The organism is candidate division KSB1 bacterium (genome assembly GCA_034521575.1).
Lineage (GTDB): Bacteria > Zhuqueibacterota > Zhuqueibacteria > Residuimicrobiales > Krinioviventaceae > JAXHMJ01.
Genome location: JAXHMJ010000005.1, coordinates 403,970 through 429,077, shown reverse-complemented (window position 1 = coordinate 429,077; position 25,108 = coordinate 403,970). Strand labels below are relative to the sequence as shown.

General features: G+C 49.2%; 26 protein-coding genes, 1 tRNA gene and 1 pseudogene. 4 read left to right on the top strand and 24 right to left on the bottom strand.

The genetic code is table 11. The features are described from left to right. Nucleotides 1–365: 365 nt before the first annotated feature. Nucleotides 366–701: a hypothetical protein gene (locus tag U5R06_14665; protein ID MDZ7724009.1), complete on the top strand. Its 336-nt coding sequence runs from the start codon at nucleotides 366–368 to the stop codon at nucleotides 699–701. 900 nt (nucleotides 702–1,601) lie between these two features. Here the strand turns inward: U5R06_14665 and U5R06_14660 are convergent. The 24 genes and pseudogenes from U5R06_14660 to U5R06_14545 all read right to left on the bottom strand — a co-directional run bounded on the left by U5R06_14660 (nucleotide 1,602) and on the right by U5R06_14545 (nucleotide 21,920). Then, nucleotides 1,602–1,676 (bottom strand) — tRNA-Pro (locus U5R06_14660). A gap of 345 nt (nucleotides 1,677–2,021) precedes the next feature. Next, complete coding sequence (gene kynU, locus U5R06_14655) at nucleotides 2,022–3,290, bottom strand: kynureninase (protein MDZ7724008.1); 1,269 nt, start codon at nucleotides 3,288–3,290, stop codon at nucleotides 2,022–2,024. Next, nucleotides 3,287–3,997, bottom strand: coding sequence for an SGNH/GDSL hydrolase family protein (locus U5R06_14650; protein MDZ7724007.1), 711 nt, complete (start codon nucleotides 3,995–3,997; stop codon nucleotides 3,287–3,289). Before U5R06_14650 ends, kynU begins: the two co-directional genes overlap by 4 nt. A gap of 335 nt (nucleotides 3,998–4,332) precedes the next feature. After that, on the bottom strand, nucleotides 4,333–5,385 hold the full coding sequence (locus U5R06_14645) for an ADP-ribosylglycohydrolase family protein (protein ID MDZ7724006.1): 1,053 nt from the start codon (nucleotides 5,383–5,385) through the stop codon (nucleotides 4,333–4,335). A gap of 254 nt (nucleotides 5,386–5,639) precedes the next feature. Next, on the bottom strand, nucleotides 5,640–6,176 hold the full coding sequence (locus U5R06_14640; protein MDZ7724005.1) for a PIN domain-containing protein: 537 nt from the start codon (nucleotides 6,174–6,176) through the stop codon (nucleotides 5,640–5,642). Nucleotides 6,177–6,187: 11 nt separating this feature from the next. After that, nucleotides 6,188–6,412, bottom strand: a complete 225-nt coding sequence (locus U5R06_14635) for an AbrB/MazE/SpoVT family DNA-binding domain-containing protein (protein ID MDZ7724004.1) — start codon at nucleotides 6,410–6,412, stop codon at nucleotides 6,188–6,190. Nucleotides 6,413–6,821: 409 nt separating this feature from the next. Beyond that, entirely contained in the window at nucleotides 6,822–7,433 is a 612-nt protein-coding gene (gene rdgB / locus U5R06_14630) for an RdgB/HAM1 family non-canonical purine NTP pyrophosphatase (GenBank protein ID MDZ7724003.1), read from the bottom strand. 2 nt (nucleotides 7,434–7,435) lie between these two features. Further along, complete coding sequence (locus U5R06_14625; GenBank protein MDZ7724002.1) at nucleotides 7,436–7,633, bottom strand: hypothetical protein; 198 nt, start codon at nucleotides 7,631–7,633, stop codon at nucleotides 7,436–7,438. Nucleotides 7,634–7,881: 248 nt separating this feature from the next. Then, nucleotides 7,882–9,051 carry a PDZ domain-containing protein gene (locus tag U5R06_14620; protein MDZ7724001.1) on the bottom strand — a complete coding sequence of 390 codons (1,170 nt, stop codon included), beginning with the start codon at nucleotides 9,049–9,051 and terminating at the stop codon, nucleotides 7,882–7,884. Nucleotides 9,052–9,061: 10 nt separating this feature from the next. After that, the gene (locus U5R06_14615) at nucleotides 9,062–9,322 is read right to left on the bottom strand and encodes a hypothetical protein (GenBank protein MDZ7724000.1); all 261 of its coding nucleotides are present in this window, start codon (nucleotides 9,320–9,322) and stop codon (nucleotides 9,062–9,064) included. Next, entirely contained in the window at nucleotides 9,294–9,710 is a 417-nt protein-coding gene (locus tag U5R06_14610) for a zf-HC2 domain-containing protein (GenBank protein MDZ7723999.1), read from the bottom strand. Before U5R06_14610 ends, U5R06_14615 begins: the two co-directional genes overlap by 29 nt. A gap of 7 nt (nucleotides 9,711–9,717) precedes the next feature. Further along, nucleotides 9,718–10,341 carry a sigma-70 family RNA polymerase sigma factor gene (locus tag U5R06_14605; protein ID MDZ7723998.1) on the bottom strand — a complete coding sequence of 208 codons (624 nt, stop codon included), beginning with the start codon at nucleotides 10,339–10,341 and terminating at the stop codon, nucleotides 9,718–9,720. Nucleotides 10,342–10,383: 42 nt separating this feature from the next. Beyond that, a complete protein-coding gene (gene holA / locus U5R06_14600; GenBank protein ID MDZ7723997.1) occupies nucleotides 10,384–11,325 on the bottom strand; it encodes a DNA polymerase III subunit delta in 942 nt (313 codons plus the stop codon). Between the two features lie 79 nt (nucleotides 11,326–11,404). Beyond that, nucleotides 11,405–12,223, bottom strand: a complete 819-nt coding sequence (locus tag U5R06_14595) for an undecaprenyl-diphosphate phosphatase (GenBank protein ID MDZ7723996.1) — start codon at nucleotides 12,221–12,223, stop codon at nucleotides 11,405–11,407. Nucleotides 12,224–12,270: 47 nt separating this feature from the next. Beyond that, on the bottom strand, nucleotides 12,271–13,557 hold the full coding sequence (locus tag U5R06_14590; GenBank protein ID MDZ7723995.1) for an ABC transporter substrate-binding protein: 1,287 nt from the start codon (nucleotides 13,555–13,557) through the stop codon (nucleotides 12,271–12,273). After that, nucleotides 13,536–14,123, bottom strand: a complete 588-nt coding sequence (locus U5R06_14585) for a tetratricopeptide repeat protein (protein ID MDZ7723994.1) — start codon at nucleotides 14,121–14,123, stop codon at nucleotides 13,536–13,538. Before U5R06_14585 ends, U5R06_14590 begins: the two co-directional genes overlap by 22 nt. 18 nt (nucleotides 14,124–14,141) lie before the next feature. After that, nucleotides 14,142–15,972: pseudogene (gene glmS, locus U5R06_14580) on the bottom strand (glutamine--fructose-6-phosphate transaminase (isomerizing)). 15 nt (nucleotides 15,973–15,987) lie between these two features. Then, nucleotides 15,988–17,529 (bottom strand): glutamine-hydrolyzing GMP synthase, encoded by a 1,542-nt coding sequence (guaA, locus tag U5R06_14575; protein MDZ7723993.1) that lies wholly within the window; start codon nucleotides 17,527–17,529, stop codon nucleotides 15,988–15,990. Beyond that, complete coding sequence (locus U5R06_14570) at nucleotides 17,529–17,978, bottom strand: 5'/3'-nucleotidase SurE (protein ID MDZ7723992.1); 450 nt, start codon at nucleotides 17,976–17,978, stop codon at nucleotides 17,529–17,531. Before U5R06_14570 ends, guaA begins: the two co-directional genes overlap by 1 nt. Next, nucleotides 17,975–18,295 carry a 5'/3'-nucleotidase SurE gene (locus U5R06_14565; GenBank protein ID MDZ7723991.1) on the bottom strand — a complete coding sequence of 107 codons (321 nt, stop codon included), beginning with the start codon at nucleotides 18,293–18,295 and terminating at the stop codon, nucleotides 17,975–17,977. The genes U5R06_14570 and U5R06_14565 overlap by 4 nt, the downstream gene beginning before the upstream one ends. A gap of 12 nt (nucleotides 18,296–18,307) precedes the next feature. Then, the gene (gene accD / locus U5R06_14560) at nucleotides 18,308–19,159 is read right to left on the bottom strand and encodes an acetyl-CoA carboxylase, carboxyltransferase subunit beta (GenBank protein ID MDZ7723990.1); all 852 of its coding nucleotides are present in this window, start codon (nucleotides 19,157–19,159) and stop codon (nucleotides 18,308–18,310) included. Nucleotides 19,160–19,249: 90 nt separating this feature from the next. Beyond that, nucleotides 19,250–19,915 carry a tRNA (adenosine(37)-N6)-threonylcarbamoyltransferase complex dimerization subunit type 1 TsaB gene (gene tsaB, locus U5R06_14555; GenBank protein MDZ7723989.1) on the bottom strand — a complete coding sequence of 222 codons (666 nt, stop codon included), beginning with the start codon at nucleotides 19,913–19,915 and terminating at the stop codon, nucleotides 19,250–19,252. Nucleotides 19,916–19,922: 7 nt separating this feature from the next. Next, nucleotides 19,923–20,354, bottom strand: coding sequence for a tRNA (adenosine(37)-N6)-threonylcarbamoyltransferase complex ATPase subunit type 1 TsaE (gene tsaE / locus U5R06_14550; GenBank protein ID MDZ7723988.1), 432 nt, complete (start codon nucleotides 20,352–20,354; stop codon nucleotides 19,923–19,925). A 3-nt stretch (nucleotides 20,355–20,357) separates the two neighbouring features. Next, complete coding sequence (locus U5R06_14545) at nucleotides 20,358–21,920, bottom strand: response regulator (GenBank protein MDZ7723987.1); 1,563 nt, start codon at nucleotides 21,918–21,920, stop codon at nucleotides 20,358–20,360. A gap of 196 nt (nucleotides 21,921–22,116) precedes the next feature. Between U5R06_14545 and U5R06_14540 the strand changes: the two genes are divergently transcribed. The 3 genes from U5R06_14540 (at nucleotide 22,117) to U5R06_14530 (ending at nucleotide 24,708) form a co-directional block, all read left to right on the top strand. Continuing rightward, a complete protein-coding gene (locus U5R06_14540) occupies nucleotides 22,117–23,700 on the top strand; it encodes a DNA topoisomerase I (protein MDZ7723986.1) in 1,584 nt (527 codons plus the stop codon). Beyond that, on the top strand, nucleotides 23,618–23,920 hold the full coding sequence (locus U5R06_14535) for a hypothetical protein (protein MDZ7723985.1): 303 nt from the start codon (nucleotides 23,618–23,620) through the stop codon (nucleotides 23,918–23,920). The genes U5R06_14540 and U5R06_14535 overlap by 83 nt, the downstream gene beginning before the upstream one ends. 380 nt (nucleotides 23,921–24,300) lie before the next feature. Next, nucleotides 24,301–24,708 carry a coiled-coil domain-containing protein gene (locus U5R06_14530; protein ID MDZ7723984.1) on the top strand — a complete coding sequence of 136 codons (408 nt, stop codon included), beginning with the start codon at nucleotides 24,301–24,303 and terminating at the stop codon, nucleotides 24,706–24,708. The last annotated feature ends 400 nt before the right edge of the window (nucleotides 24,709–25,108 follow it).

Genomic DNA, 25,108 nt, shown 5'->3' with positions numbered 1-25,108 from the left:
AGAAATGTCAGAATCAGGCTTAGTCCTCCAATTATCAAGGCAATATTCATCGCACGAAATAATTTCATATTCTTATTGTCAGTCAAATTTAAAATCAATCGAGATTTTTCGAATTTTAAGTTTTTCATGTCATAAAGTTTTAATCGTTAATTATCGTGTAGAATATTTCTTGCAATTAGGCACAACAGTAAATATAAAAAATCTTAACACAGAGTCAAGTTTAATTTTATATCATGACGATTGATTACATCTGTAGAACTTTTCAGAAGGGATTGAATGAATCCGCTTGATATTCCGGGGATGGTGTTTGCATTTTTGAAAACTTTTACTATATTTTATTAAAACACTAAACAACGGAATCTATTATGCTAATTGTCAAAGATATATACAAAGGCAGTTGTATTCGCACCAAAAATCTGCGCGGACGCCGTCCGGTAGAGACACAGGGTTTGCTTTCCGCCGTCGTTTATGAAGCTCAGGTGACCATGACCTGGGATTCGGAGAATGAGCATTGGGTACTCCGGCATACCGGCCGCCGGCTCACCAAAACCGAACCGGATAAAGACAAGGCCCTGGAAATGGCCCGAACCTGGAACTTTCCGGAATGGCACGATGACCGGGAAACCGCGGAACAGGAAGCCCGAGAACGCCTGGCCGAACGCATCAGAGAACGCCAAAACCGATCAGAACGGACGCGCTGAACCGGAAGATTCAAAAGACGACGCATGACGCGGACGACACGAATGGTCGGGTGCTCTCTGCGTGTATCAGTGTCATCCGGGTTCCATGCCCGGTTCGAAAAGAGCAAAAAAAAGCCAGTAAATTGTCTACTGGCATTTTCAACAAGTCGGGGTGGAGAGATTCGCACTCTGGACTTTTCCGATGCATCGGAACGCGCTTGTCGGACAGATGATAAAAAAAAGCCAGTGTGAATAAACTGGCTTGTTGTTACGCGTCGGGGTGGAGAGATTCGCACTCTGGACTTTTCCGATGCATCGGAATGCGCTTGTCGGACAGATGATAAAAAAAAGCCAGTGTGAATAAACTGGCTTGTTGTTACGCGTCGGGTGGAGAGATTCGCACTCTGGACTTTTCCGATGCATCGGAACGCGCTTGTCGGACAGATGATAAAAAAAAGCCAGTGTGAATAAACTGGCTTGTTGTTACGCGTCGGGGTGGAGAGATTCGCACTCTGGACTTTTCCGATGCATCGGAACGCGCTTGTCGGACAGATGATAAAAAAAAGCCAGTGTGAATAAACTGGCTTGTTGTTACGCGTCGGGTGGAGAGATTCGCACTTGGACTTTTCCGATGCATCGGAACGCGCTTGTCGGACAGATGATAAAAAAAAGCCAGTGTGAATAAACTGGCTTGTTGTTACGCGTCGGGGTGGAGAGATTCGCACTCTGGACTTTTCCGATGCATCGGAACGCGCTTGTCGGACAGATGATAAAAAAAAGCCAGTGTGAATAAACTGGCTTGTTGTTACGCGTCGGGGTGGAGAGATTCGCACTCTCGACTTTTCCGATGCATCGGAACGCGCTTGTCGGACGCCAAAATAAAAAAAAGCCAGTAAATTGTCTACTGGCATTTTCAACAAGTCGGGGTGGAGAGATTCGAACTCTCGACTTCCTGCTCCCAAAGCAGGCGCGCTAACCGGGCTGCGCTACACCCCGTAATTGAGTGCTGAGAAAGGACTTTGCACAAAAGTCTGTTAATATACGGCAAATTTAATTGATTGTCAAGCGGATTGTGGATTGAACAAACAGACCTTATGTTTAAAAAGTTATTGTAAAGAACAGTACATACTAGAGTATATACTGTTTTCCTATCATTAATATCCGGACGGCAGGTGAGACTGTAGATTCATAATGATGTTGCAGAGATCGTCTTACCGGTTTGAATAAAACATTGTTAATTGTTTTTAATTTGCAAATATATTTTATTATTTTTCCAATTATTTTTAGAATGGATTAAACGTGGAAAGAAATACGCACCCCCGTTCCTGCGGAATGAAGGTTTCAGGCAACAATTCCGCGTTCGCTTTGATAGTTCCGGTATTCACCTGTCTGCATGATGGTCTTTAGGGTCCGAACCACCTGCCAGACTTCTGAAAACGTGTTATACAGGGCAACAGGTGCCAGTCTGATGATATCCGGTAACCTGAAATCCGAAACAATCCCCTTTGCTTTCAGCGCTTTGTTGATTTGTACGGCGTTTGCATGTGTGAGTGCCACATGACCGCCGCGCCGCTCTGGTTCCGGAGGCGTAACGATCTCAAAGCCATAGGGAGTCAATTCGCGGTCAATCAGAAACATCAGATAGTCGGTTAACCGCAGAGATTTTTCACGAATGGTGTTAATGCCTGTTTCATTGATGATGTGGAGTGCCCCCTCCAGCGGAGCCAGACTCAGGATATGCGGGGTGCCCAATTGCCAGGCACCGGCATTCCCGGCCGGCTCGAGCTGATAAGACATGTCAAACTGTTTTTCTTTAGCGGAGCCAAACCAGCCGGTCAGAGCCGGTTTTTTATTGAAATGTTTTTGATTGACGTACAAGCCGGCAATCCCGCCGGGACCGCTGTTGCAATATTTATACGTACACCAGCAGCCAAAGTCTACGTATAGATTCGAAAACGAATGCGGTACGGCGCCGACAGAATGGGAACAGTCAAAACCAATGACGATCTCACGCTCGTACGCCGCTGTTGCAAGCCGCTCGATGTCCAGCAATTGTCCGCTGCGGTACAATACTGACGGCAAAAGAATGAGCGCCACATCACCGGTCATGGCATCGATCACATCGCGTTCATCCAGAGTGTCCACTTTTTTTAAATCCTGTTGTGGATCAAACCCCTTTGATTGCAACTGACTTTGAACGGCGTATCTGTCTGTAGGAAATGCATGGCTTTCGATCAGTATTTTTCTTTTTTCTCCCTGCGGTAAATAAAAGGTCGCAAGCAGTGCATGCAGATTGACCGTGGTTGAGGCATGCAGAATAATTTCCTTTGGCTCTGCGCCGACTAATGGCGCAAATTGCGCGGCCAGCTTTTCGGCATAGGTAAACCAGGGCGTTTGGGCATGCATCCAGCCGTTGATTCCGAGCTGTTTCCATTCATCGACTATGCGGGCCAGACTGGCTTCCGCGTCTTTGGACAACAGTCCTAGAGAATTGCCGTCCATATATATTTCATCGGGATTGATATAGAACCGATCGCGGATAGAGCGGAGAGGGTCCTGCTCATCCAGCTTTTGGGCATATTCCCGATCCGTGTTGTGAGAGACATTCATTTGGGCTGTCTTATTCGGTTTAATATGGTTTTTATCTCAGGCAGCGCCAACTCGACACAGGCCGCATACATTCTTCCCGAAGGGTGCAGACCGTCATCAGCGATCAAGGCAGGATCCTCTGCGGTCTGTCTGGAGATGGGCGTGATATCGATATACAGAACGCCGCGCGTTCGCGTCTCCTCGCGGTTCACGGCGTTGTATTGATCAATTTCTCCGGCGATTTGCTCCCGGTCGCGTGATGCGGCAAACGGCGTTACTCCCCAATCGGGGATGGAAAGCACAAACACATGTTCGGCCTGGCCCCCGGCAAATGTGATTGCCTGTTCAAGCAGGGAGCGGAACTCAATGCGGTAATTTTCAACATCCCGGCCGCGGTATTGATTGTTTACACCTACCAACAATGAGACCAGACTATAGGGGGTGGATAAATCGGCTGTTCTGATCCCGGCGGCCAGCTCATCGGTGGTCCAGCCGGTTCGTGCAACTATCACAGGATCGTCCATCGGATAACCTGCTTTACGCAAGCTGTCCGTCAAAAGCACCGGATATCGCTGCGAGGCGTCAACGCTTTCTCCAATGGTATAAGAGTCTCCCAGGGCCAGATAGGTGAATTTGATGTCGTCTTTTTCCATCATGAGGTTCTTTGCACAGCCGGGAAACAACAACAGGGCTGTGAATATTAAAGTGCTGATAACCTGGTCTCGCATTCGGGCTCTCCACAAAGTAACCAAACAATGATACAATAACAACCACATTTCAGACATTCATTCCCGGAAAAGATGTGATACCTTTAAAGCAATCTCCGGAAAGCGCCCCGCTAAACGCATGACAAGAGGCTTGCAGGAGTAGCATGATTGGGATAAATCGTGTCACTTGTGTTTTTTGTTCTGTTCCGGCGTCTCTGCCTGTCGCACGCTCAAATAATAGATATCATTGTGTTTGTGCAGGGAGCTCTTGTCTGTATTGGGAAAATATGTTGTCCGTTTGATGACCCGGTGTCTTTTTCGGACTGATGCATCTGTTTTAGCAGACCGGTAATGTTTTACTGTGAATGTTGATTGATCAGGTGCATCCAATCGTTAATATTTTGATTGAATTGTTCTTTCATCCTTTTATTTACGATATCCCGCATGTCTCTTTGGCCAGATTTCTGCTCCATGTATGGCTCCCAAAACACTTCCATGACCTGAGCATATGAATCGGTATCATGCCCAAATTCGAGCACGAGTTGCATTGAGGCCAGAGGATGATATTCAACTATTTCAGCGCAAGACATGACCACAACGATGGGAACCCAGGCTTCCCACCAGTATCGGGCCTTTAGATTTTTTTCAAGTATAGTAAACAAATTTGCAATATTTTTATCAGCCTGCTTAACCCATTCATGTGACAGATCAAGCCAGTGATTTAACGGTCTATCGACATATAAAACCTCATTATATGCATAGGGATCAACGCTTCGCATTGCCTTTTCAAATGTATTCCAGCTTCCATCGGATTGAAGTGTCCGGGCCAGTCCGGCAACAAGTGCGGAATTCATATCCCTGGCGATACCATTGTCAAAGTATGCCAACTCGTAGGTTTTGATATAGCACCACTCCGGGTCACCCGGATTCAGGGCTGCTACAGGTATAAACGGCATTTGTCCCATCATGGTCGGGATACCGCCCCAGATTCTCTCCGGCGGATAGGCATTTTGTGTCTTCCCCAATAGCCAGTTTGTGGCGTACGCGATTTCAGGAATCCATTCATCATATTTATCTTTATACCTGGGCGGGAGATCATTTCTGAAATTCATCACTGAACCCGCAAAATGCTCTGCCGTCAATTCACCGTTACAGGTTTTCAGGGCATTCATAAAGATCATTTTAAATCGGGTATCGTCTGTTATTGTGCCTGGCTGACCATAGGGTTCCCATTGAGCAAACGGTTCTGCATCCTTTGGATACGGGCTCAGCTTAAAGCGACCTGCCAATTCCCGGATACCTTTTGGGGTTATTTTTGCTTGAGTGGTGCTCCAATAACTGCGCAACGGCGGATCAACAAACTCTACCGGTCCGCCGGCAGCATCGCCTATTGCGGAACCTGTCAGCATACCTCGGATCTTTGCCTGCAAAGCCGGAGGTGTTTCTGATTGCGGGACAGGGGGGGCGAACATGCAACGCGTGTTCCGTTTTGTGCGGTCAGGAGTTTAACCAGCACAAGACAGGTGATTGCGATTTGAATAGGTTTTTTCATAGCTCAAAGTTGTTATTGGTTATATATTACATTATCCAGCATGATATTCTATGAATAATGTCTGTCGCACGCTTAAACATAACCATTCTATTTTGAGTGCGCAAGTTTTTTCTAACATGATTGTTGAAAAACCGCCTGTCTTTTTCCGCACGCTTCGAGGGCAAAAACCCACAGAGGAAGAATTGGAAAGACTGATTCATCTTTTAAACGAAAGTGCTTCAACTCCCGGGGACATTCCGGTATATCTGCAATCCGAATTCCCGAAATACGTCTGAAATCTTTGACATTCAGCGTATATATCTCAGAAATACCGCGGTCTTGCATCCAGGAGCCAATGTAGGCATCTGTAAAGTCAATATTCAGTGTATTAAAATTTTCCAGTGCCTGAAGAAGAATTTGACGCTCCGGTATCTCTATCGCGTTTGATGCCACAATCGAACTGACGGTCTTGTCAATTTGCTGCTTTGAAAAAGCATAATAGGATTTGAGTGTCCAAACAATCTCGGCAATCACAAGCGTGTTGGTCATTAATAAAATGCTGCCATTATGGGCATGATTCAGAAGACGTTCAAAATATTCCGCTTGTTCGGGCACATCATTGGTTATATATCTGAGAAACAGATTGGTATCAATAAAAATTCTATTCATCTGCAATCCGCTCAGCATTTGACTTGCGTACCGTATCTTCTGATTTTGTTGAAATCCTGAATTTTGTTTACTCTAACAGCACCCCGGACTGAATAGATATCTTTGACCGGTTTTAGTACCAAAACATCGCCGCGCCGGACAAATACCACCTTGTCGTGAGGTTCAATTCCAAATTCATCCCGCAGCTTTTTGGGTATGGTAATCTGTCCCTTTTTTGTAATGGTTGAACTATTCATGTATTACTCCAATAAAAAAGTCGTACTTTTCTATAAAAGTAAGAATATTTATAGGACAAGTCAAGATTAAAATTGATGTTATCAAGAGAAGAGGAAAAATGCTTCTATGATCAGTTATGCACTGTTATGTGTCAGAAAAAACGTATTTAAGATAAATAATAACAAAAATATATATCATAGGATAACAGTATGTACTGCAGTACGTACTGTTATGCAATGATGCTGATTCACATCAGAGAGGGGGGATTTGGATATTATTTTATACAAAAGGTGAGGTCGTAATATGTTTTATCTGCGTAAATTCGTGTGTACCTGTGTCATCCGTGTATTATGCTTATCTTGAAAAGAGCCAAGGTTTCTTTGAAATCGGTTCTGGTCGGGGAGAAGATTCGAACTCTTCATTTTGGATTCAATCGTTCGGCAAATCCTGCAGCAGCTCCATCACCATGGGTTTGATGTTGCCGATGGCCTTGCCGCGGTGGCTGATTTTGTTTTTCAGGGAAAGGGACATTTCCGCAAAGGTCTGATTGTATTCCGGAATATAGAACACCGGATCGTAACCGAATCCGCCGTCGCCGCGGCGTTCCGTGAGAATCTCTCCTTCGCATACGCCTTCTACGGTTCGAACGTGGTCGCCCCAGACCAGGGCGGCGACGGTGCGAAAGCGCGCGGTGCGGTCGCGTTTGCCCTGCATTTCGGTTAATAGTTTGGTTACATTGTCTTCGTATCGGGCGTTGGGGCCTGCGTAACGGGCTGAATATACCCCGGGGGCGCCGTTCAGGGCGTCTACTTCCAGTCCCGTATCGTCGGCCAGCGCCGGCAGACCGGCGGCCCGGGACAGTTCCCGGGCTTTCTTGATGGCATTGCCCTGCAGCGTATCCCGGTCTTCGTCCACATCCGGAAGAGCCGGTACGTCGTACATGGACACGATGCAAAGCTGCAGACCGCTCAGGGCATTTGATATTTCACGTATTTTATCTGGATTTTTGCTGGCGACCAAAAGTCCGGGGACAGAGGTCATGTTCAGCTTTTTAATTCATTTTCGTTGCACTTGCAGACACGCATGTAGCGTTCCTGAAATTTGTATCCGGTATCTCTTTCATTGCGCACCGTATCGATGACGTGCAGAGAACGGAAAGCTTCGCCACATTCCGGACAATGGGATTTGGTTTGTCCTGCGGATTTGGCGATTTTTTGTGCAAAACTTTGATTTTTTGCCATGATGATGCTCCATTTTATTCATTGATAGACAGATTTATAATTTAAAAAATTGCGTCAAAAAAGTCAATAAAAACATTAATCGACCTGCATCCGCAAAGAAGAATTTGTATTCACAAGCAGATATGGACATTTATTGGCAAATATATTCAAGGGAGAAAAGATTTTGAGCTTGAACATGGGTTGCCGGCGGCTTTTCAAAGTACCCCCATCCGGGGCTTGACCGGATTTACGAGGACCTTTATGACAGGTCATTGCACCATTTGTTTTAACAGCTTGAGTTCTTTTTCAAGCTGGTGGATGCGCATGAGCAGGAAATTCTGTTCGGATGTGCCTGCATTGGATGCCGGCCTCATACTCTGTTCCTTGGGTAAAAACTGTTCAAACGGGATCATTTGATCGTTTTTCGGCGCCTGACCAAGCTCAAGATTGACGGTCTTGACTTGATGGCCGCGCAGGATTCGAAGTTGTACACTGTCATTCGGTTGATGGTGGCGCACGGTGCGCGCAAGATCATAGGTTGCTGTAATATTGTGGCTGTTGAATGAAAGTATAATATCGCCTACCTGAAGACCGGCTTGATCTGCCGGGCTGTTCGGTGTGACCCCGACAACATGAGTGCCGCCCAGTTTGCCGGGCCAGTCTTCACCGCGGATTCCCAGGTACCCGTTGGGTTTGTGTCCGTTTTCAATAATAGAGGACATGGACTGGATGATTTGATTGGCCGGATAAGCAAGAATGGTTTCACGCGGCTGCATAACGGAATAGTCGGAATTGGCACGGGTCATGCCGGGCGACAGGATACCGACAAACTGTCCCTTGGTGTTGAACACAGCGCCGCCGGTGCTGCCGGCGGCCAGGTTCAGTGAGATCTGGATCATCCCGTCGGAGCGCAGGCAGTTGACAAAGCCCAGTGAGGCGACCGGGGAGACGCCCAGGGAATTGCCGATGATGAGAACAAACGAACCGGTTCCCACATGATCTGAATTGGCAATGGACACAGAGGGAAATGTTGCATTTTTGACCCGGATGATCGAAAATCCGTGCTTGTCGTCCGAGCCGATCACCTCGCCCTGTTTCTCGCTGCCGTCCGGAAGGGTGACACTGACCGTTCGTGCGCCGGCCACCGCAGGTGTCTGGGTAATAATATGACAGGAATCGATTGAAATTCCAGACGCCATGGTCACAATTTCATAGGTTTGGCTGGATGAGGAATGGTTCTGGCCGCTGCTCTGGGATTTATTAATCTGATACGCATGTCGCGCCGATATGGAAAAAATGGAAGGCTCGACCGTTTGGATCACCTGTTTGATGTCCTTTTGAATATTGGCCAGTGTGTTTGCATCTGCCTGAAGCACTTGAGGCGCCAGTAAACAAATTGCTGCTGCCATTCGCAAGAGAAGGGGAAACGATTTCTTCATAGTACGTCTCTTAGAATTTCACCGTTTGAATATTTGCCTGTCTGACCATACCCCGGATCCCTGAAGATTTTAGGTCGCTGTCCGGCTGGGACCGGCGGGAGATGGACTGCTCATTTGATAATCGGTAATTGACGGTAACGACCTGCCGCTCATTGATCTGCTGCAATTGTCCGTCGGCATTGACAAAATAAATGACCCGGACCGGCTCTCCGTCTGCATTGCTGTCAGCACTGACATCGGTTTCAGTACGCTTGCTTAGCAGGGTTTGCAATGCGTCTTCTCGATCCTGTTCGAGCCAATTGGGAAGGGGGAGTCTGCTGCAGAGTGCCGCCGATCAGCATGCCGATCAGGAGTACGGCCACCGCTGCTGCGGCAAATGCCGGTACCCGAAACCGCGGAAAAAGGGCCGGAGAAAAACGGCTGCTGTGTTTGCGCATTTCCCGTCTGATCCGGTCACGCAAAATAATATCAAATGACGGTGAAGCCTGAATTTTAAAAAGTGATTTCAGAGATGTGCGCACTGATTTCAGGGCGTTGACCTGTTCCTGACAACCTGGACATGCATCCAGATGTTCTTTGATACGAATCGCTTCCTGTTCACTTGTTTCATCATCGATAAAGGCAGACAAATTCGATCTGCATTTGTCGCATTTTATCATAGGCACCTCAATTGTTCTGCTGCGTTTGATTACTCCTTATATGCTGCAGTTTCGACTGCAGCTTGAGACGAGCCCGATTGACTCGTGATTTCACCGTTCCCAGTGGGATGTTTAATATCTTACCTATTTCTTCATAAGAAAGTTCCTGAATATCTCGTAAAATGATCACCTGACGAAAACGCGGCATCAGTTCATCTATAGCCTGCTGAATAATCTGTTCCGTCATCACGGATTCAGCGCGTCTGGATGTATCCGCACCTTCATCTTCCAGGTCATATTCTTTATCTTCAAATCCCATATCTGTAATGGAAACGATTTTACGCCGTTTGCGCTTACGCAGCTCGGTTTTTGCCAAATTCCCGGCAATGGTGTAAATCCATGTGGAAAACTTGGCAATCTGACGATACGCGTGCTTGTTTCTGAACAACCGAAGAAATGTTTCCTGTACCACATCCTGAGCTTCTTCCGTATTTCCAAGAAACCGGTAAGCAAAATTCAACAGCTGGTCCTTGTATCGGTTAACGATTATATTATATGCAGACACATCGCCATCCTGAAATCGCTTGATCAGCTCTTCATCGCTTACTTGTTTGCCGTTGTCGTTCGGTTTTCTTTCCCGGGCGTTTGCCATATTGTTTATATCTTACCCATTTTGTAAAGTTCCTGTAACTTTTTACAAGCGCATCAGCCTGAAAATCAGAATCTCCATTACCAGTCTGGGGGGCTGGTAGCTGGTTTTCAGTTGAACATCCGCTGTCAGCAGATGTTCAAACACCTGATCAAGCTGACTAATTGTGTATTGTTGGGACTGCCGTATATAATTATCAACAAAATACGGACTGAGTCTTAATTCTTTAACAATTTCCGGCTTTTTTTTATTCTGTTGCAGTAAATACTTGAGTTTAAGCATAATGGTGTAATGGCGTGTCAACATCACCAGCATGCCGATAGGAGATTCACCCAGCTGCAGCATACGCGACTGGATGTCGAGACCTTTGCTCAGTTTTCGTTCCACGATCGTGTCGCAGAATTCAAACACATTATATTCTCTGGATACCCCGACCACCGCCTCTACATCCGCAGCCGTAATTTCACGGCGGTCTCCGATGTTGAGCTTGATTTTTTCCACTTCCGAAGCCAGATTGCGCAGTGAATTGCCGATATTGATGTGCAGAAAATACACGGCTTCGTCCGTGATCTGCAGGTTCTGCTGTTTGATATAATGCTTGATCCAGCCCGGCACCTGGTTGTCGAATAAGGGGCGTGCTTCCACGGCATAACTGTTTGTGTAGAGCGTGCGCTGTTCTTTACCGGTGCGTTTGAATGATTTGAACTGCAGAATCAGGCAAGTGGAGGGAGACGGATTCTCTGAATAGCGGGCCAGCAGTTTTATTGATTTGGCGTTCAAAAATTCACCGCTGCGCACCAGCACCACCCGTCGTGATGCAGACATGGGCATGGACATGGCTGCATTGTTGATCGCCAGTCCGTCCGCTTCATTGCCATAGTAGATATCATAGTCAAAATCTTCCGCTCCTTCTTCCAGGGCTACGTCCAGAACCCGGTTGGTATATTCCCGCAGCAAAAAATCTTCCTGTCCGTAAAACAGATAAATGGGAGCTAATTTGTTCTGTTTCAGGTCTGCGAATAACCTGTTTCTGTCTGTTTTGCCTGAAATAACGGCCTCCTTTCGTTTACAAGAGAATCAATCCGAGCAATCCGATAATTAAACAGTAGGGAGCAAACAGATACAATTTACCGCGACGTACAACAGCCAAAAGGGTTTCAATCGCCAGAAAACCCGAGATATAGGCGGCGATCAAGCCGATGCCCAGTTCCAGCATTTGTTGACTGCTGATGCCTGCCTGCGCCAGGTCAAATGTTTTCAACAGAGTGGCGCCGAGTATAGCCGGTATGGCCAACAAAAAGGAAAACCGCGCGGTCTCGGATTTTTCCACTTTGAGCAATAAACCGGTCCCGATCGTCGATCCTGATCTGGAGATGCCCGGTAGAATGGCCAGCGCCTGTGCAAGTCCCATAATGAATGTATTGTTCAGTTTCAATTGATTGTCAGTGCGCTTGACAAAATAGGTCAGCGCCAGGATAAAGGCCGTGACCAGGAGCATACCGCTGGCAAAGCGCGGAGAACTGAAAATAGACTCGATCTCGCTTTCAAGCGTCAGTCCCGCTATCGCGGCCGGTATGGATCCGATAAAAATGAACACCAGCATGCGCAGCGACACATCATTCCGGTACCGGCTCCGAACTCCGTCTTTATAAAATGCCGGGGTAAACAGCCTGAGGAACACCAGCGCCAAATCTTTGATATCTTTGCGAAACGCTGTAAACACGGCCAGCAGTGTGCCGAAATGCACAAATACTTCAAATTCAATCCCGGTTTCCGTTAGTCCCAAAAGATGTTTTCCCAGCACGAGATGCCCGGAACTGCTGACCGGCAAAAATTCCGTCAGACCCTGAACAACTCCCAGGACAATCGCTTTCCAAATTTCCATATCGACTCCAAGCAGGTTTAGCGAGACAAGCGGTGTCCCGAACGAATTTATTTAACGGACACAATGTTGCCTTGCCGAAATTCCAGAATATTGACGGCCTGGTTGACATGATCTGTATCAAACGTAATTTCACCGCCGATCACATCAAAATTGCGGGTGTTTTCCAGATAGCTCAAAATGGCATCGCGCGTGGTGTAACCCTGTTCAACGGCATGGATTATCAGTGTCATGATATTGTAGCCGTACAGTGCAGCCTGTGTGGGGGATTGGGAGGTGGCGCGCCGAAAGTCATTGATAAATTTTCGGTATTCCGGATCGGTGTCCAGCATGGTCAGACCAGTGGTAAACACCGCACCCTCGGCATAGCGTTTCTGGCTGCGCAGGACGTCGAGATTGTTCCAATAGGTGCCGCCCAGCGGCCGCGCTTTGATGTTGAACAGCGCCATCTGGGAAAGGACAAACGGAATGTCCTCTTTGTAAATCGGCAGAAAAAAACCGTCAATCGCGCCTGCCGCAATGTTGTCATTTTCGATGAGGCCTTCTTCGTCCTCTGATTCTTTTTTGGACAGATCGCTCTGCGCGGCAAACAGGGAATCAATGCGCTGCTGTGTGACTGGAATGTTCATGGCCCGGATGGAATCCCGGAATGCATTGCGGAATGCGGCCCGCCGGATCGTCTGCAGCTGGCGCTTGAAATCTTCGGTTCCCGGATAATACCATTGCTGTGAAATGACCTGGCCGCCGAGTTCATCGACATGCTTCAGGAATGCGTCGGTAATGCTGTGTCCATAGTCGTCAGCCGGGGCCAGCGCCGCAAAGGTGTGAAAATTCAGATGGTTATAGGCGTACTCGGCCAGCGCACGTCCACGGGTTTCCAGGTCCTGATTGGCCTGAAAAACGCGTTCGCCCATGCCGGCCAGTTCTGATGTTCCTGTGGCAATGGGGATGATGAGAGGAATATCTGTTGTGCTGGCAAATCCCGCTGTGATCGCCGAGTTGCCGAATTCCAGTTCCCCGATCATCAGTGAGAGCGGTTCCAGCCGGGTCAGCTGTTTCGCGGATTCCACCGTGTGAATAGGGCTGCCCTGCGAGTCTTTGAGCACAAACTTTATTTTGTCCCGTACCTTGCGATTGTCCCGCAAGGCCATGGCCAGACCCTTGAGGAACTGATCGGCTTCCGGGCCGAACATCCCGGTGATGGGCTGTACCACGCCGATATGAACAACCGGCGGATTTGATTCAAAAGAGTCGCGCAGAGTTTGAGCCAGTTTTTCATAGCGGGAGGAGGGACGCGTGTCCAGAAAAGACCCGATCACATGATCTGCTTTTTCCATATGCCGCCTGCACAGATACGCAGCTGACCACAAGGGTCAGGATGCGTTTGGCGTGGTTCGATAACATGGTGCCGGTACACCGCAATGACGATATCCTTGTCCACGCGCGCGCGGCAGAGTTGCAATCCCGCTTCTTCACTCAGATACAAAAGTTTGCGTGTGCGGGCGTTTTCCACAGCATAGGCCAGATAGGTCAGAGCGTCGCGGTCGCTGTTCTGCTCTGCGTACGAACAGCCCATAATATAATAGGCGTCGCTCAAGTAACGGCTGCCGGGATATTCCTGGATGAGCCGGCGCGCATAGGTGCGTGTGAGTTCGTGATCCTGCAGCTGTTCCGCTGTCTTGGCCGCCATCAACAGTCCGGATGTGATATGCGGATTGTCCGCTAACTGTTCACACAGGTCTGTGAACAGCTGCATGGCCTGCTGATACTGACCGTTGCGGTAGTTGATTACACCGTTGCTGAACAGTTGTTCCGGATCCTGTTGTGCCTGCACATCAACTGAAAGCAGTAGAGAAAAGAGGATCATTAATAAAATAGAATATATGACTCGTTGCCTGAACACCTTTTGCCTCCGGTTAAATTATTCTACAGTTACACTTTTTGCCAGATTCCTGGGTTGATCCACGTCGCAATTCCGCAAGACCGCAATATGATAGGCCAGCAGCTGTAGCGGAATGATAGTGACCAGCGGATTCAGCATTTCCAGCGTCTGCGGCACATATACAACCCGGTCGGCGCGATTTTTGATTTCCGTATCGCCTTCTGTGGCAATGGCGATCACCCGGCCCTTGCGCGCCCGGACTTCTTCGATATTGCTCATCACTTTGTCATAGATGGAATCTTTGGTTGCGATGAACACCACCGGCATGTCCTCGTCAATCAGGGCGATAGGACCGTGTTTCATTTCTGCTGCCGGATAGCCTTCAGCGTGTATATAGGAGATTTCCTTGAGTTTGAGCGCGCCTTCCATGGCCACCGGATAATTATAGCCGCGGCCCAGATATAAAAAGTTGCGGGCATCCTGAAATTCTTCGGCAATGCTTCTGATCTCATCCGACCGCTCAAGCACGGTGTTGATCTGACCGGGCAGTTCCTGCAGCGCCTTGACGATTTCCATGCCCTTGGAATGCGAGGTGGAGCGTTTGCGCGCCAGTAGCAGCGCCATCAGGGTGAGCACCACAACCTGCGATGTAAACGCTTTGGTCGAGGCCACACCGATCTCGGGGCCGGCGTGCAGATAAACCCCGGCATCGGTTTCGCGGGCGATCGAAGAGCCCACTACATTACAGATACCGAACACTTTGCTGCCTTTGCGTTTGGCCTCGCGGATGGCGGCCAGGGTGTCCGCGGTTTCGCCGGACTGGCTGATGGCAATAACCACCGAGTCCGGTCCGAGAATGGGATCGCGGTAGCGGAATTCCGAGGCGTATTCCACCTCGACCGGAATACCGAGAAAATCTTCAAACATATATTCGCCCAGCAGCGCGGCATGCCAGGATGTGCCGCAGGCGGTCATGACCACCCGGCGGGCGTTGAGCAGAGAATCAAAATCGTACTGAATGCCGCCGAGCTTGGTGGTGCCTTCGTCCGGCATCAGTCGGCCGCGCATGCTGTTCCGGATGGTCTGCGGCTGTTCCATAATTTCTTTGAGCATAAAATGATCATAGCCGCTCTTTTCGATCTCGGTGAGGTCCGAATCCAGGATATCCACGCATTTGACCACCGGTTTGTCGTCAATCGTGCGCACGGTCATTTTATCGCGCGTCAGTGAAACCACTTCGCCGTCGTCCAGATACGTGACGTCCGTGGTGTGTCCGATCAGGGGCGCGGCGTCCGATGCGATAAAATACTCATGTTGTCCATGCCCGACCACCAGCGGACTGCCTTTGCGCGCGCCGATGATCATATCAGGATAATCGGCATGCATCACCACTATGCCGTAGGTGCCTACGACTTTGGACAGGCTGATGCGCACAGCGTCAAAAAAGTCACAGCCGTCATGCAGACATTCGGCGAATAAATGTGCCAGTGTTTCAGAGTCGGTTTCCGTGATGAATTGATGTCCGCGTGACTGCAGTTCGGCGCGCAGTTTTTCGTAATTTTCAATAATACCGTTATGCACCACGGCCAGCTTGCCGTTGTCAGCGGTATGCGGGTGCGCGTTCACCTGGCTGGGCTCGCCGTGCGTGGCCCAGCGCGTGTGCAATCCCCGATGTTGAACGCATATCGTGACCGTTCAGGGCATTTTCCAGATTGACGATTTTTCCGACCTGTTTCTCTATTGAAATGGCGTTGTTTTTATGAACAGCAATACCGGCTGAATCATACCCCCGGTATTCCAGGCGTTTGAGCCCGTTCATAAGAATGGGTACAGCTTCCTGACTGCCAATATAGCCTACAATGCCACACATATAAAAACTCCTGTTTTATTCCCATTCAATGGTTCCGGGCGGTTTGGAGCTGATATCATAAACCACCCGATTGACTCCTCTGACCTGGTTGATGATGCGGTTGGAAATACGCGCCAGCACCGGGTCCGGGATATGCGCCCAGTCGGCGGTCATCCCGTCCAGACTGGTCACGGCTCTGAGCGCGACAGCGTTTTCATACGTCCGTTCATCGCCCATCACGCCGACGGTCTGGATGGGCAGCAGAACCGCGAATGCCTGCCAGATTTTGTCGTATAATTCCGTGTTGATCAATTCTTCAATGAAAATCGCGTCCGCCTCCCGCAGAACGTCCAGACGCTGCGGCGTAATATCTCCGATAATGCGTACAGCAAGTCCGGGACCCGGGAAGGGATGCCGGCGCAGAATCATATCCGGAACGCCCACCTGGTGTCCAACGCGCCGGACTTCATCCTTGAACAACTCACGCAGCGGTTCGATGAGTTTGAGTCCCATTTTTTCCGGCAGTCCGCCCACATTGTGATGCGATTTGATGGTTGCAGACGGGCCGCGCACGGATACGCTTTCAATGACATCCGGATACAGGGTGCCCTGCACCAGGTAATCGATTTTGCCGATAGATTTGGCCTGTTCTTCAAATACGCGAATGAACTCGTGCCCGATGATCTTGCGTTTTTCTTCCGGGTCCACCACGCCGGCCAGTTTGGAGAGAAACCGTTCGTCGGCGTCCACGTGAATAAATTCAAAATCCGCATTTTCAAAATAGCCGCAGACCTGGGCGGCTTCGTCTTGGCGCAGCAGTCCGGTATCGACAAACACACAGGTGAGCTGCTCACCCACTGCCTGTCCCACCAGATAAGCGGCCACCGTGGAATCCACTCCGCCGCTCAGGGCGCACAACACTTTGCTGGTCCCGGCCTGTTTTCGGATGGAAGCAATGGTGGTATCCACAAACGCCTCGGCGTTCCAGCTTCCGGAGCATTTACAGATCCGGTAGGCGAAATTTGCCAGAATCTCTTTGCCGTTCGGGGTGTGCACCACTTCCGGGTGAAACTGAATGCCGAATATGCTGGCGTCTTTGTTTCTCATGGCCGCAATGGGCGAATTTTCCGTATGCGCAATGCGTTCGAAACCGGGCGGCATCTGGGTCAGGTGATCGCCGTGACTCATCCAGACGGTTAATTCATCCCGGAGATCGTAAAACAGATCGGAATGATCGTCCACAAAAATTTCCGCACGCCCGTATTCCCGCCGGGGGGCGTTGGTGACTGAACCGCCGCTTAGATGTGCCGCAACCTGCAGACCGTAGCAGATCCCCAGCAGCGGACAGTTTAGTGATAAAATATCCGTATCCGGCATGGGCGCGTCCCCGGCGTAAACCGAGGCAGGACCGCCGGACAGGATAACACCCGCCGGCTTTTCAGCTTTGAGTTTCGAAACCGGTGTATAGTAGGGTTTGATCTCCGAATACACCCCGAGCTCGCGAATGCGGCGCGCGATGAGCTGGGTGTACTGGGAGCCGAAATCCAGTACAATAATCGTTTCCAACGGTGTCTGCATTAGCGTTCAATATCCCATTTTTTCATTTTTTCCAGCAGCGGATAAAAAGTCAAATCATAATGTATCGGTGTGATCGAGATTTTGTTCTGTTCAATAGCGCCGTCATCAATATTGTCATCGTCCGGTATCTCCCGGCGTTCGCCCACCAGCCAATAATATTCGCGTTTGTTCGGGGCTTTGTACATATGATAATCGTCCATCCAGTTGGAATGGCCCTGCCGGGTGATGCGCACCCCCTGTATGTTTTTTTCTTCCACAGCCGGCACATTGACATTCAAAAACACGCCTTTCGGCAGCGGATGGTCTTTGACCGTCTGCGCCAGATCGCGAGCAAAGTGCGCTGCTGTGGAAAAATTCTTCCACGTATAGGAGGTGAGGGACATGGCAATGGAGGGGATGCCGAGGATAGCGCCCTCGGTGGCGGCGGAAACCGTGCCGGAATAGATCACATTGATCCCGGTATCTGGAACCCTGGTTGATCCCGGAAATGAGCAGATCCGGTTTTGGGTTCATCGCGCAGCAGCGCCCAGTAGGCGATTTTCACACAGTCCGCCGGCGTGCCGTTCACCGCGTATCCGTAAAACTCTTCATTTTTATAACGTTTTTTGATCTGCAGCGGATCGCTCAGGGTGATGGCGTGTCCGACCGCGCTCATTTCGGTTTCGGGCGCCACAACCAGCACCTCGGCTATTTCGGATACGGCCTCGCGCAGCGCTGCAAGACCGGGGGCGTCGATGCCGTCATCGTTTGTCAGCAGTATTTTCACAATCGTTCCTGTTCAAAAAGTTTGAGGGTCGAGAAAAAAGTTTAATAATTGGGTCACCGCGTCCCGCAGTTCGTTTCTCGGGACAATCGCGTCGACAAAACCGTGTTTCTGCATAAATTCGGAGCGCTGAAAACCTTCCGGCAGATCTTGTCCAATGGTCTGTTTGATCACCCGGGGGCCGGCAAATGCGATCAGGGCTTCCGGTTCCGCCAGGATGACATCCCCCAGAGACGCGTAACTGGCAGTCACACCGCCGGTGGTCGGATGTGTGAGAATCGAAATATACGGCAGACCGGCCTGAGAGAGCTTGGCCAGGCGGGAGGAGGTCTTGGCCATCTGCATCAGCGAGTAGGCGGATTCCTGCATACGCGCACCGCCGGATGCGCAAATGGCGATAAACGGCTGGCGCCGTTCAAGCGCCACATCTATGGCGCGGGCGATTTTTTCACCCACCACCGATCCCATGCTGCCGCCGATAAAGTGAAAATCCATTACCGCCAGCACCACCGGCAAATTGTGGATCAATGCCGTACCGGTGCGCACCGCATCGTTCATGCCGGTTTTGTTCATGGCTTTTTTCAGACGATCGGCATAACGCTCCGTGTCCCGGAATTTCAGGGGGTCCATAGAGCGCATGCTGCTGTTAAATTCTTCAAACGAATCCTTGTCCGTAAGCAGATTGATATATTTATCGTTGGTGATACGGAAATGATAACCGCAGTAATTGCAGACATCCAGATTGCGTTCCAGTTCGTTCTTGTAAAGCACTTCGCCGCATTTTTTGCATTTGATCCACAAACCGTCCGGTATATCTTTCTTCTTTTGCGAAAGTAGATTGGTTTTTACACGTTTAAACCAGGCCATAATAATATCCCATGATTCGATTAAAAATTGAATGCGTTCAGCGCCACTATTAATTTAAAAATAAATTGCATTTAATCAAGGTTGCAAATGTCAGGCGCGTTTTTTCGGTTTTTCCGCCACAAAATCCTGACCGTACAGCGGGATCAGGGTGTCAAATTCGGACAGGTCTCCCTGCAGATACAAGTCTCTTCCTGTCAGCGCCACATGCAGAGCGGAATGCAGATGTGCAAAGGCGGGGGCGATATGAATGTCCGGATGCGAAATGTTCAACTCGCGGGTGTCGCCGATCAGCATACAAGGTGTTTTCAGCTTTTCTTCAACATTCTCAGGATGTACGATCATCACCTCACCGATGTGGTCGTCCCAGTCTGTGCGCAGCACGGGCGCGGTGTAATACTCGTTTTTTCTGGCGCGGATAAACGGATACAGGCGTCCATTTTCCGCAGGTGCCTGCCGGGCCAGAGCGCTTAATGTCGGGACCGGGATTACTGGAATATCGAGTCCGGTGGCAATGCCTTTGGCGGAAGCCAGACCGATGCGCAGACCGGTAAACGAACCCGGCCCGATGGATACGGAGACCGCATTCAGATCCTGCATGCGCCTGTCAGCGTGGCGGAACAGCGAATCGATCAGCTGAAAAAGACGCGAGGCATGCACGTTTCTGATGTTAAGTCTGGATTCAGCCAGCAGCGTATCGTCCGTTAACAGGGCGACGGCGCAGGTTGGTGTGGCGGTTTCGATTCCAAGGTGCAGCATAAAACTCTCAATGTTCGGTTAATATCAGTTTTCTTGAATTCGGATGATCGGCGCTGAAATCCCATGACAGCCGCATCTCGTAACGCCGCGGCGGCAGCAGGTCGACTGCCACAGCCGGCCACTCGATCAGGAAAATGCCGTTTTTTTCAAAATATTCTTCCAGTCCCAGGTCGCCGAGTTCACCGCTGTCCTGCAGTCTGTAAAAATCAAAATGATACACCGGAATGCATCCCTCATATTCGTTGATCAGGGTGAACGTGGGACTGGTGATATGATCCGTCACGCCCAGTCCGCGGCAGATACCGCGGATGCAGGTGGTTTTACCGGCTCCCAGGTCACCGACAAAAGTCACCACGTTCGAGGGCTGCAGCTGAGCCGCGAAACGGACGCCGAATTCAAAGGTCTCTTCCGGACTGGATGTTATGATTTCCCGGGTCATTTTCTATTTCGGCTCCAAAGTTATGACCGGCAGAACAACCTCTTCCAGAGAAATACCGCCGTGCTGAAAGCTGTCCGCATAATAATTCAGATAGTGATGATAGTTTGTCGGATACACGAAATAATAATCCTCTTTGGCAATGATATAATTGGTGGTCACCCCGCGCGCCGGCAGTTTGTAATCGCGTGGATCTTTGATAAACATGGCATGCTTGTCATCGGCTTTGAGATTTTCGCCGTATTTATAGCGAAGACTGGTCGACGTGCGGCGGTCGCCGATCACCCTGGCGCCGCGTTTGCCGCGTATGCTGCCGTGGTCGGAGGTGATGACCACCGTGACTCCCATATCCGCCAGGGTGCGCATGGCCTTGAAGATATGCGAGTGTTCGAACCAGGAATACGTGGTGGACCGAAACGCGGATTCGTTGGGGATCATTTCCCTGATAATGGACGATGAACTGCGCGAATGCGCCAGAATATCCACAAAGTTTAATACAATGGCGGAGAGGGGGATGCTGCCGTAATCGTGTATTTTTCGCGACAGAGTCAGGGCTCCTTGTACGTCGAGTATTTTCGCGTACTTTGGGTCGGGTTTTAGAGAAATATCCAGGCGCTGCAGTTGCGCCTGCAGCAGTTCCAGTTCGTGCCGGTTCAGACTGACATCGTCCTTGTCCTCGGCGTTTTTCCACAATTCGCCGAGTTCTTTGTGCATTTCGCCGGGGAACAAACCGGAAAAGATCGCGTTTCTGGAATACGGTGTGGCCGTGGGCAGGATCGAATAATAAAAGTCGCGATTGATACGGAAATACGGATGCAGCAGCGATTCCAGGGTCATCCATTGGTCCAGGCGCATGGCATCGATTACCATGAACACCGTATTTTTACCGGCCGAGACCTGCGGAAGCACATAATTGCGAATGACGTCCACGGACATAGGCGGGCTGGATTCATTATGGATCCAGTCATAATAGTTGTTTTCAACAAAGCGACCGAATTCGGCATTGGCTTCGCGCTTTTGATCGTACAGGGTCTGCTTTAATCCGAGATCCGGGTGTCCATCCAGTTCTATATCCCAGGTGCACAGCTTGATATGCACATCGATCCAGTCCTGCCAGTCCATACTCGACTGCAGCTGCGCAGATATCTGCTGGAATTCCTGGGAATAATCTCTGGAAATTCGCTGTCCGGCGATTTTCTGCCGGTCGAGAATTTTTTTACAGACCAGTAGAATCTGGCTGGGGTTCACCGGTTTTGTCAGGTAATCATCGATTTTCTGACCAATGGCCTCTTCCATAAGCGTTTCTTCTTCGTTTTTGGTGACCATGATCACCGGAAGCGACGGATCAATGCTTTTGATCTCGCCCAGGGCGGTGAGGCCGTCCATGCCGTTGAGCATTTCGTCCAGCAGCACCAGATCGAATGAGGTATTTTTAATGCGGTCGATGGCATCTTCGGCATTGGAAAAGGTGGTCATGTCATAGCCTTTGCTTTGCAGAAACATGACATGTGGGCGCAACAGGTCGATTTCATCGTCGACCCAGAGTATTTTTTTAGAGTCTTTTGTCATAATTACCTTTGGATATAAACTATAATGTAAACAATTTTTAAGAATCAGTCAATTCATTTTAAAGGTCATCAGAGATTCCGGTTGGATTTTAATTATACTCTGTCAATTTTAAAGGGATTCAATTATCTCTTGCATATTTCATAAAAAAGCCTTTATTTTTCTTTTCACATTAAATTCATTAAATGAGGTTAGACCCTTGCTCAAACAATTACATCATGTAGGAATTCTGGTACCGGAACCGCCGGAGTACCAGGGGCTGTCGATTCGGGTCGACGGTGAAAAGATCAAGCTCGATCCCAGGCAGGAAGAAATGGCCTATGCCTGGGCCAAAAAGCTGGGAACCCCGTATGTCGAGGATCGGGTGTTTGTCAAGAATTTCATAAAGGATTTCAGCGATTGTCTCGGATATGACAAGCCGCTGAGTATTGACCAGATCGATTTCAGCGAGGTCATTGAACGCGTCCGCCGGGAAAAAGAAGCCAGAGACGCAATGACCAAAGAAGAAAAGAAAAAACTCGCGGCCAAACGCAAAGAGATTCGCGAAGCGCTAAAGGAAGAATACGGCCACGCCGAAGCCGACGGTGAACGTATCGAACTGGCCAATTATATGACCGAGCCCAGCGGTATCTTTATGGGGCGCGGCAAGCATCCCATGCGCGGCCGCTGGAAAGAAGGCGCCAAGAAAAAAGACGTGACTCTGAATCTGAGTCCGGACGCCGAGAGTATCGATCCGGATGAATGGAAAGAGATTATCTGGCAGCCGGAATCGCTGTGGGTGGCGCGCTGGCAGGACAAGTTGAGCGGCAAGTTTAAATACATCTGGCTGCATGATTCCGCGCCCATCAAGCAGGAACGCGAAGCCGGTAAATTCGACAAGGCCATTGAACTGTCCGCGCGCCTGCAGGAAATCCGCAGCCGCATTGAATCCGCACTGGTGGACGAGCATGCAAAACGCCGCCGTATTGCCACCGCCTGTTATCTGATCGATTATCTGTGCCTGCGTGTGGGCGATGAAAAAGATCCGGATGAAGCCGATACCGTGGGCGCCACCACCCTGCGTCCGGAGCATATCACCTTTCACGATGACGGTCTGGTGGAGTTTAGATTTCTGGGAAAGGATTCGATCCTCTGGAACAAAAAACTGGAACTGCCGCAAGTGGTGCGCGATAATCTGCAGGAACTGGTGGACCATGCGCGTCCGTCCAATTCCAGTATGCGCATGGGCAAAAGCCATCCCAATTACAAAAAACCGCAGCTGTTTTACGACATTTCCAGCCGCAATGTCAACGAGTTTTTGTCCGAGATCATGACCGGCCTCTCCGCCAAAGTATTCCGTACCCTGCACGCCACGCGGGTGGTCAAGGACACGCTGGTCGAAGCGGATGTCAAAGCATCCGATCCTCAGTACAAGAAATGGGAAGCCGCCAACAAAGCCAATGCCGAAGCCGCGATTCTGTGTAATCACAACAAAAAACCGCCCAAAAACTGGAAAGAGCGCCAGCAGCGCTACAAAGAACGCGAAGCCAAAACCCGGGAACAGATCCAGAAAATCAAGGATCTGAAAAAAGAGATCAAGGATCAGCTGCGCGATTTGAAAAAAGAAGGCGATGAAAAACGCAAAGCCGCTAAAAAGAACGATCAAAAAGCAAAGTACCGCGATCGTTACGAAAAGCGCATCGAAAAGAAAAGAAAATCGTATGGAACGCACCGAGATCCGGCTGGAAAAAGCCTACACCCGTCTATTGGGCAAGATCAAGGCGCAGAAACGCATTGCGTCTGAAAAGCGCACCCTGAACCTGGGCACCAGTCAGAAATCCTATATCGATCCGCGCGTCTATTACAACTGGGGACTGGAAGTGGATTATGATGTGCTGGAGAAATTTTACAGCAAAACCCTGCGCCGCAAATTCGAATGGGTGACGAACAAAAAGTTCAACAAAGACATGCCCGATGTGCCGCAGAAACAAGAAACGGAAGAATCCGAAAGCAAGGCCGCCTGAGTCATATTCACGAGTTCGTCACTCGCGAGCATCGGGGCAGTAGAGACCATGATGTAGAATGCTTGAGGGGTCAATGTGCATGGACCACCCCGGTTCGTCAGCTGCCGGACTGTGTCCGCATCTGACGAACGTCCCTTCCCTTGAAAAAGGAGGGGAGATTTGCAGATTGTTTTTATTATTTCCTTGTCGGGGGTGCATCCCGGCGCAGCATATCAACAGAGGTTCCACCTCTCAACGACCCCGCTGGCCGCACGGACTGCTGTCCAACAGAGTTGTTTTTTTGAGACTTTTCGACCTGCTTACCTTGAGACTTTTTCTCTTGCATTTATGTGAAATATCCTTAAATTGATGTATGTTTTAAAATCAAAATGGAGGGTGAAATGCCTGCTTTAACTGTAGAAAAACCATTGCGTGAAAAATTGGGCGAAGACGCATCGGAAAGTTTGCTTCGTCTTGTGAATCAATCTGTTGAACAGCGGAAACACGAGATGTTGGAGTTTGTGGAAGAAAAATTTGAGCGACGGTTGACAGAAGAAATATCCAAGGTCAACGAACGTATCACCACAGAAAGTTCCAAAGTCAATGAGCGCATGACAGAAGAGATTGGCAAAGTTAATGAACGCATGACAGAAGAAATTGGCAAAGTTAATGAACGCATGACGGAAGAGATTGCCGGTGTTAAAAATCAAATATCTGACACCCGCGCCGACCTCATCAAATGGATGTTTATCTTTTGGATCGGTCAAATCGGGGCGATTATGGGGTTGTTGTTTGCGTTTTTCAAATAAATTCGTTTGTAAATGGATAAAAACGTTTAACATGTTATAAAATAAACTAATAAGGTAGTTGATGCGATGTCTTGCGGCGCCTGAGGTTGCAAAGACAAAGACAAACACAAGTTAAACAACCCGGACAGGGGATAAAAAATGCAAAGCTACAAACTGTCGTTATCGGATCAACGTCTGCTGCTGTGTGCTGAAATCGTATTATTGAAAGCCTTATTTCAAGTGTTTTAGCTTGCCGTAATATCGCAAAACCTGTAAAATCAGATATGTACTCTTTCATATCCACTTGGGGCTAAAGCCCCTCGCGAAAGAGTGGGGTGTGGTGATCTCGTTTCTTCCGAGCTAAAGCTCGGGGTTATGAAAATAAATATAGCATTTATGAACAATCCTCGTTTCCCAATCC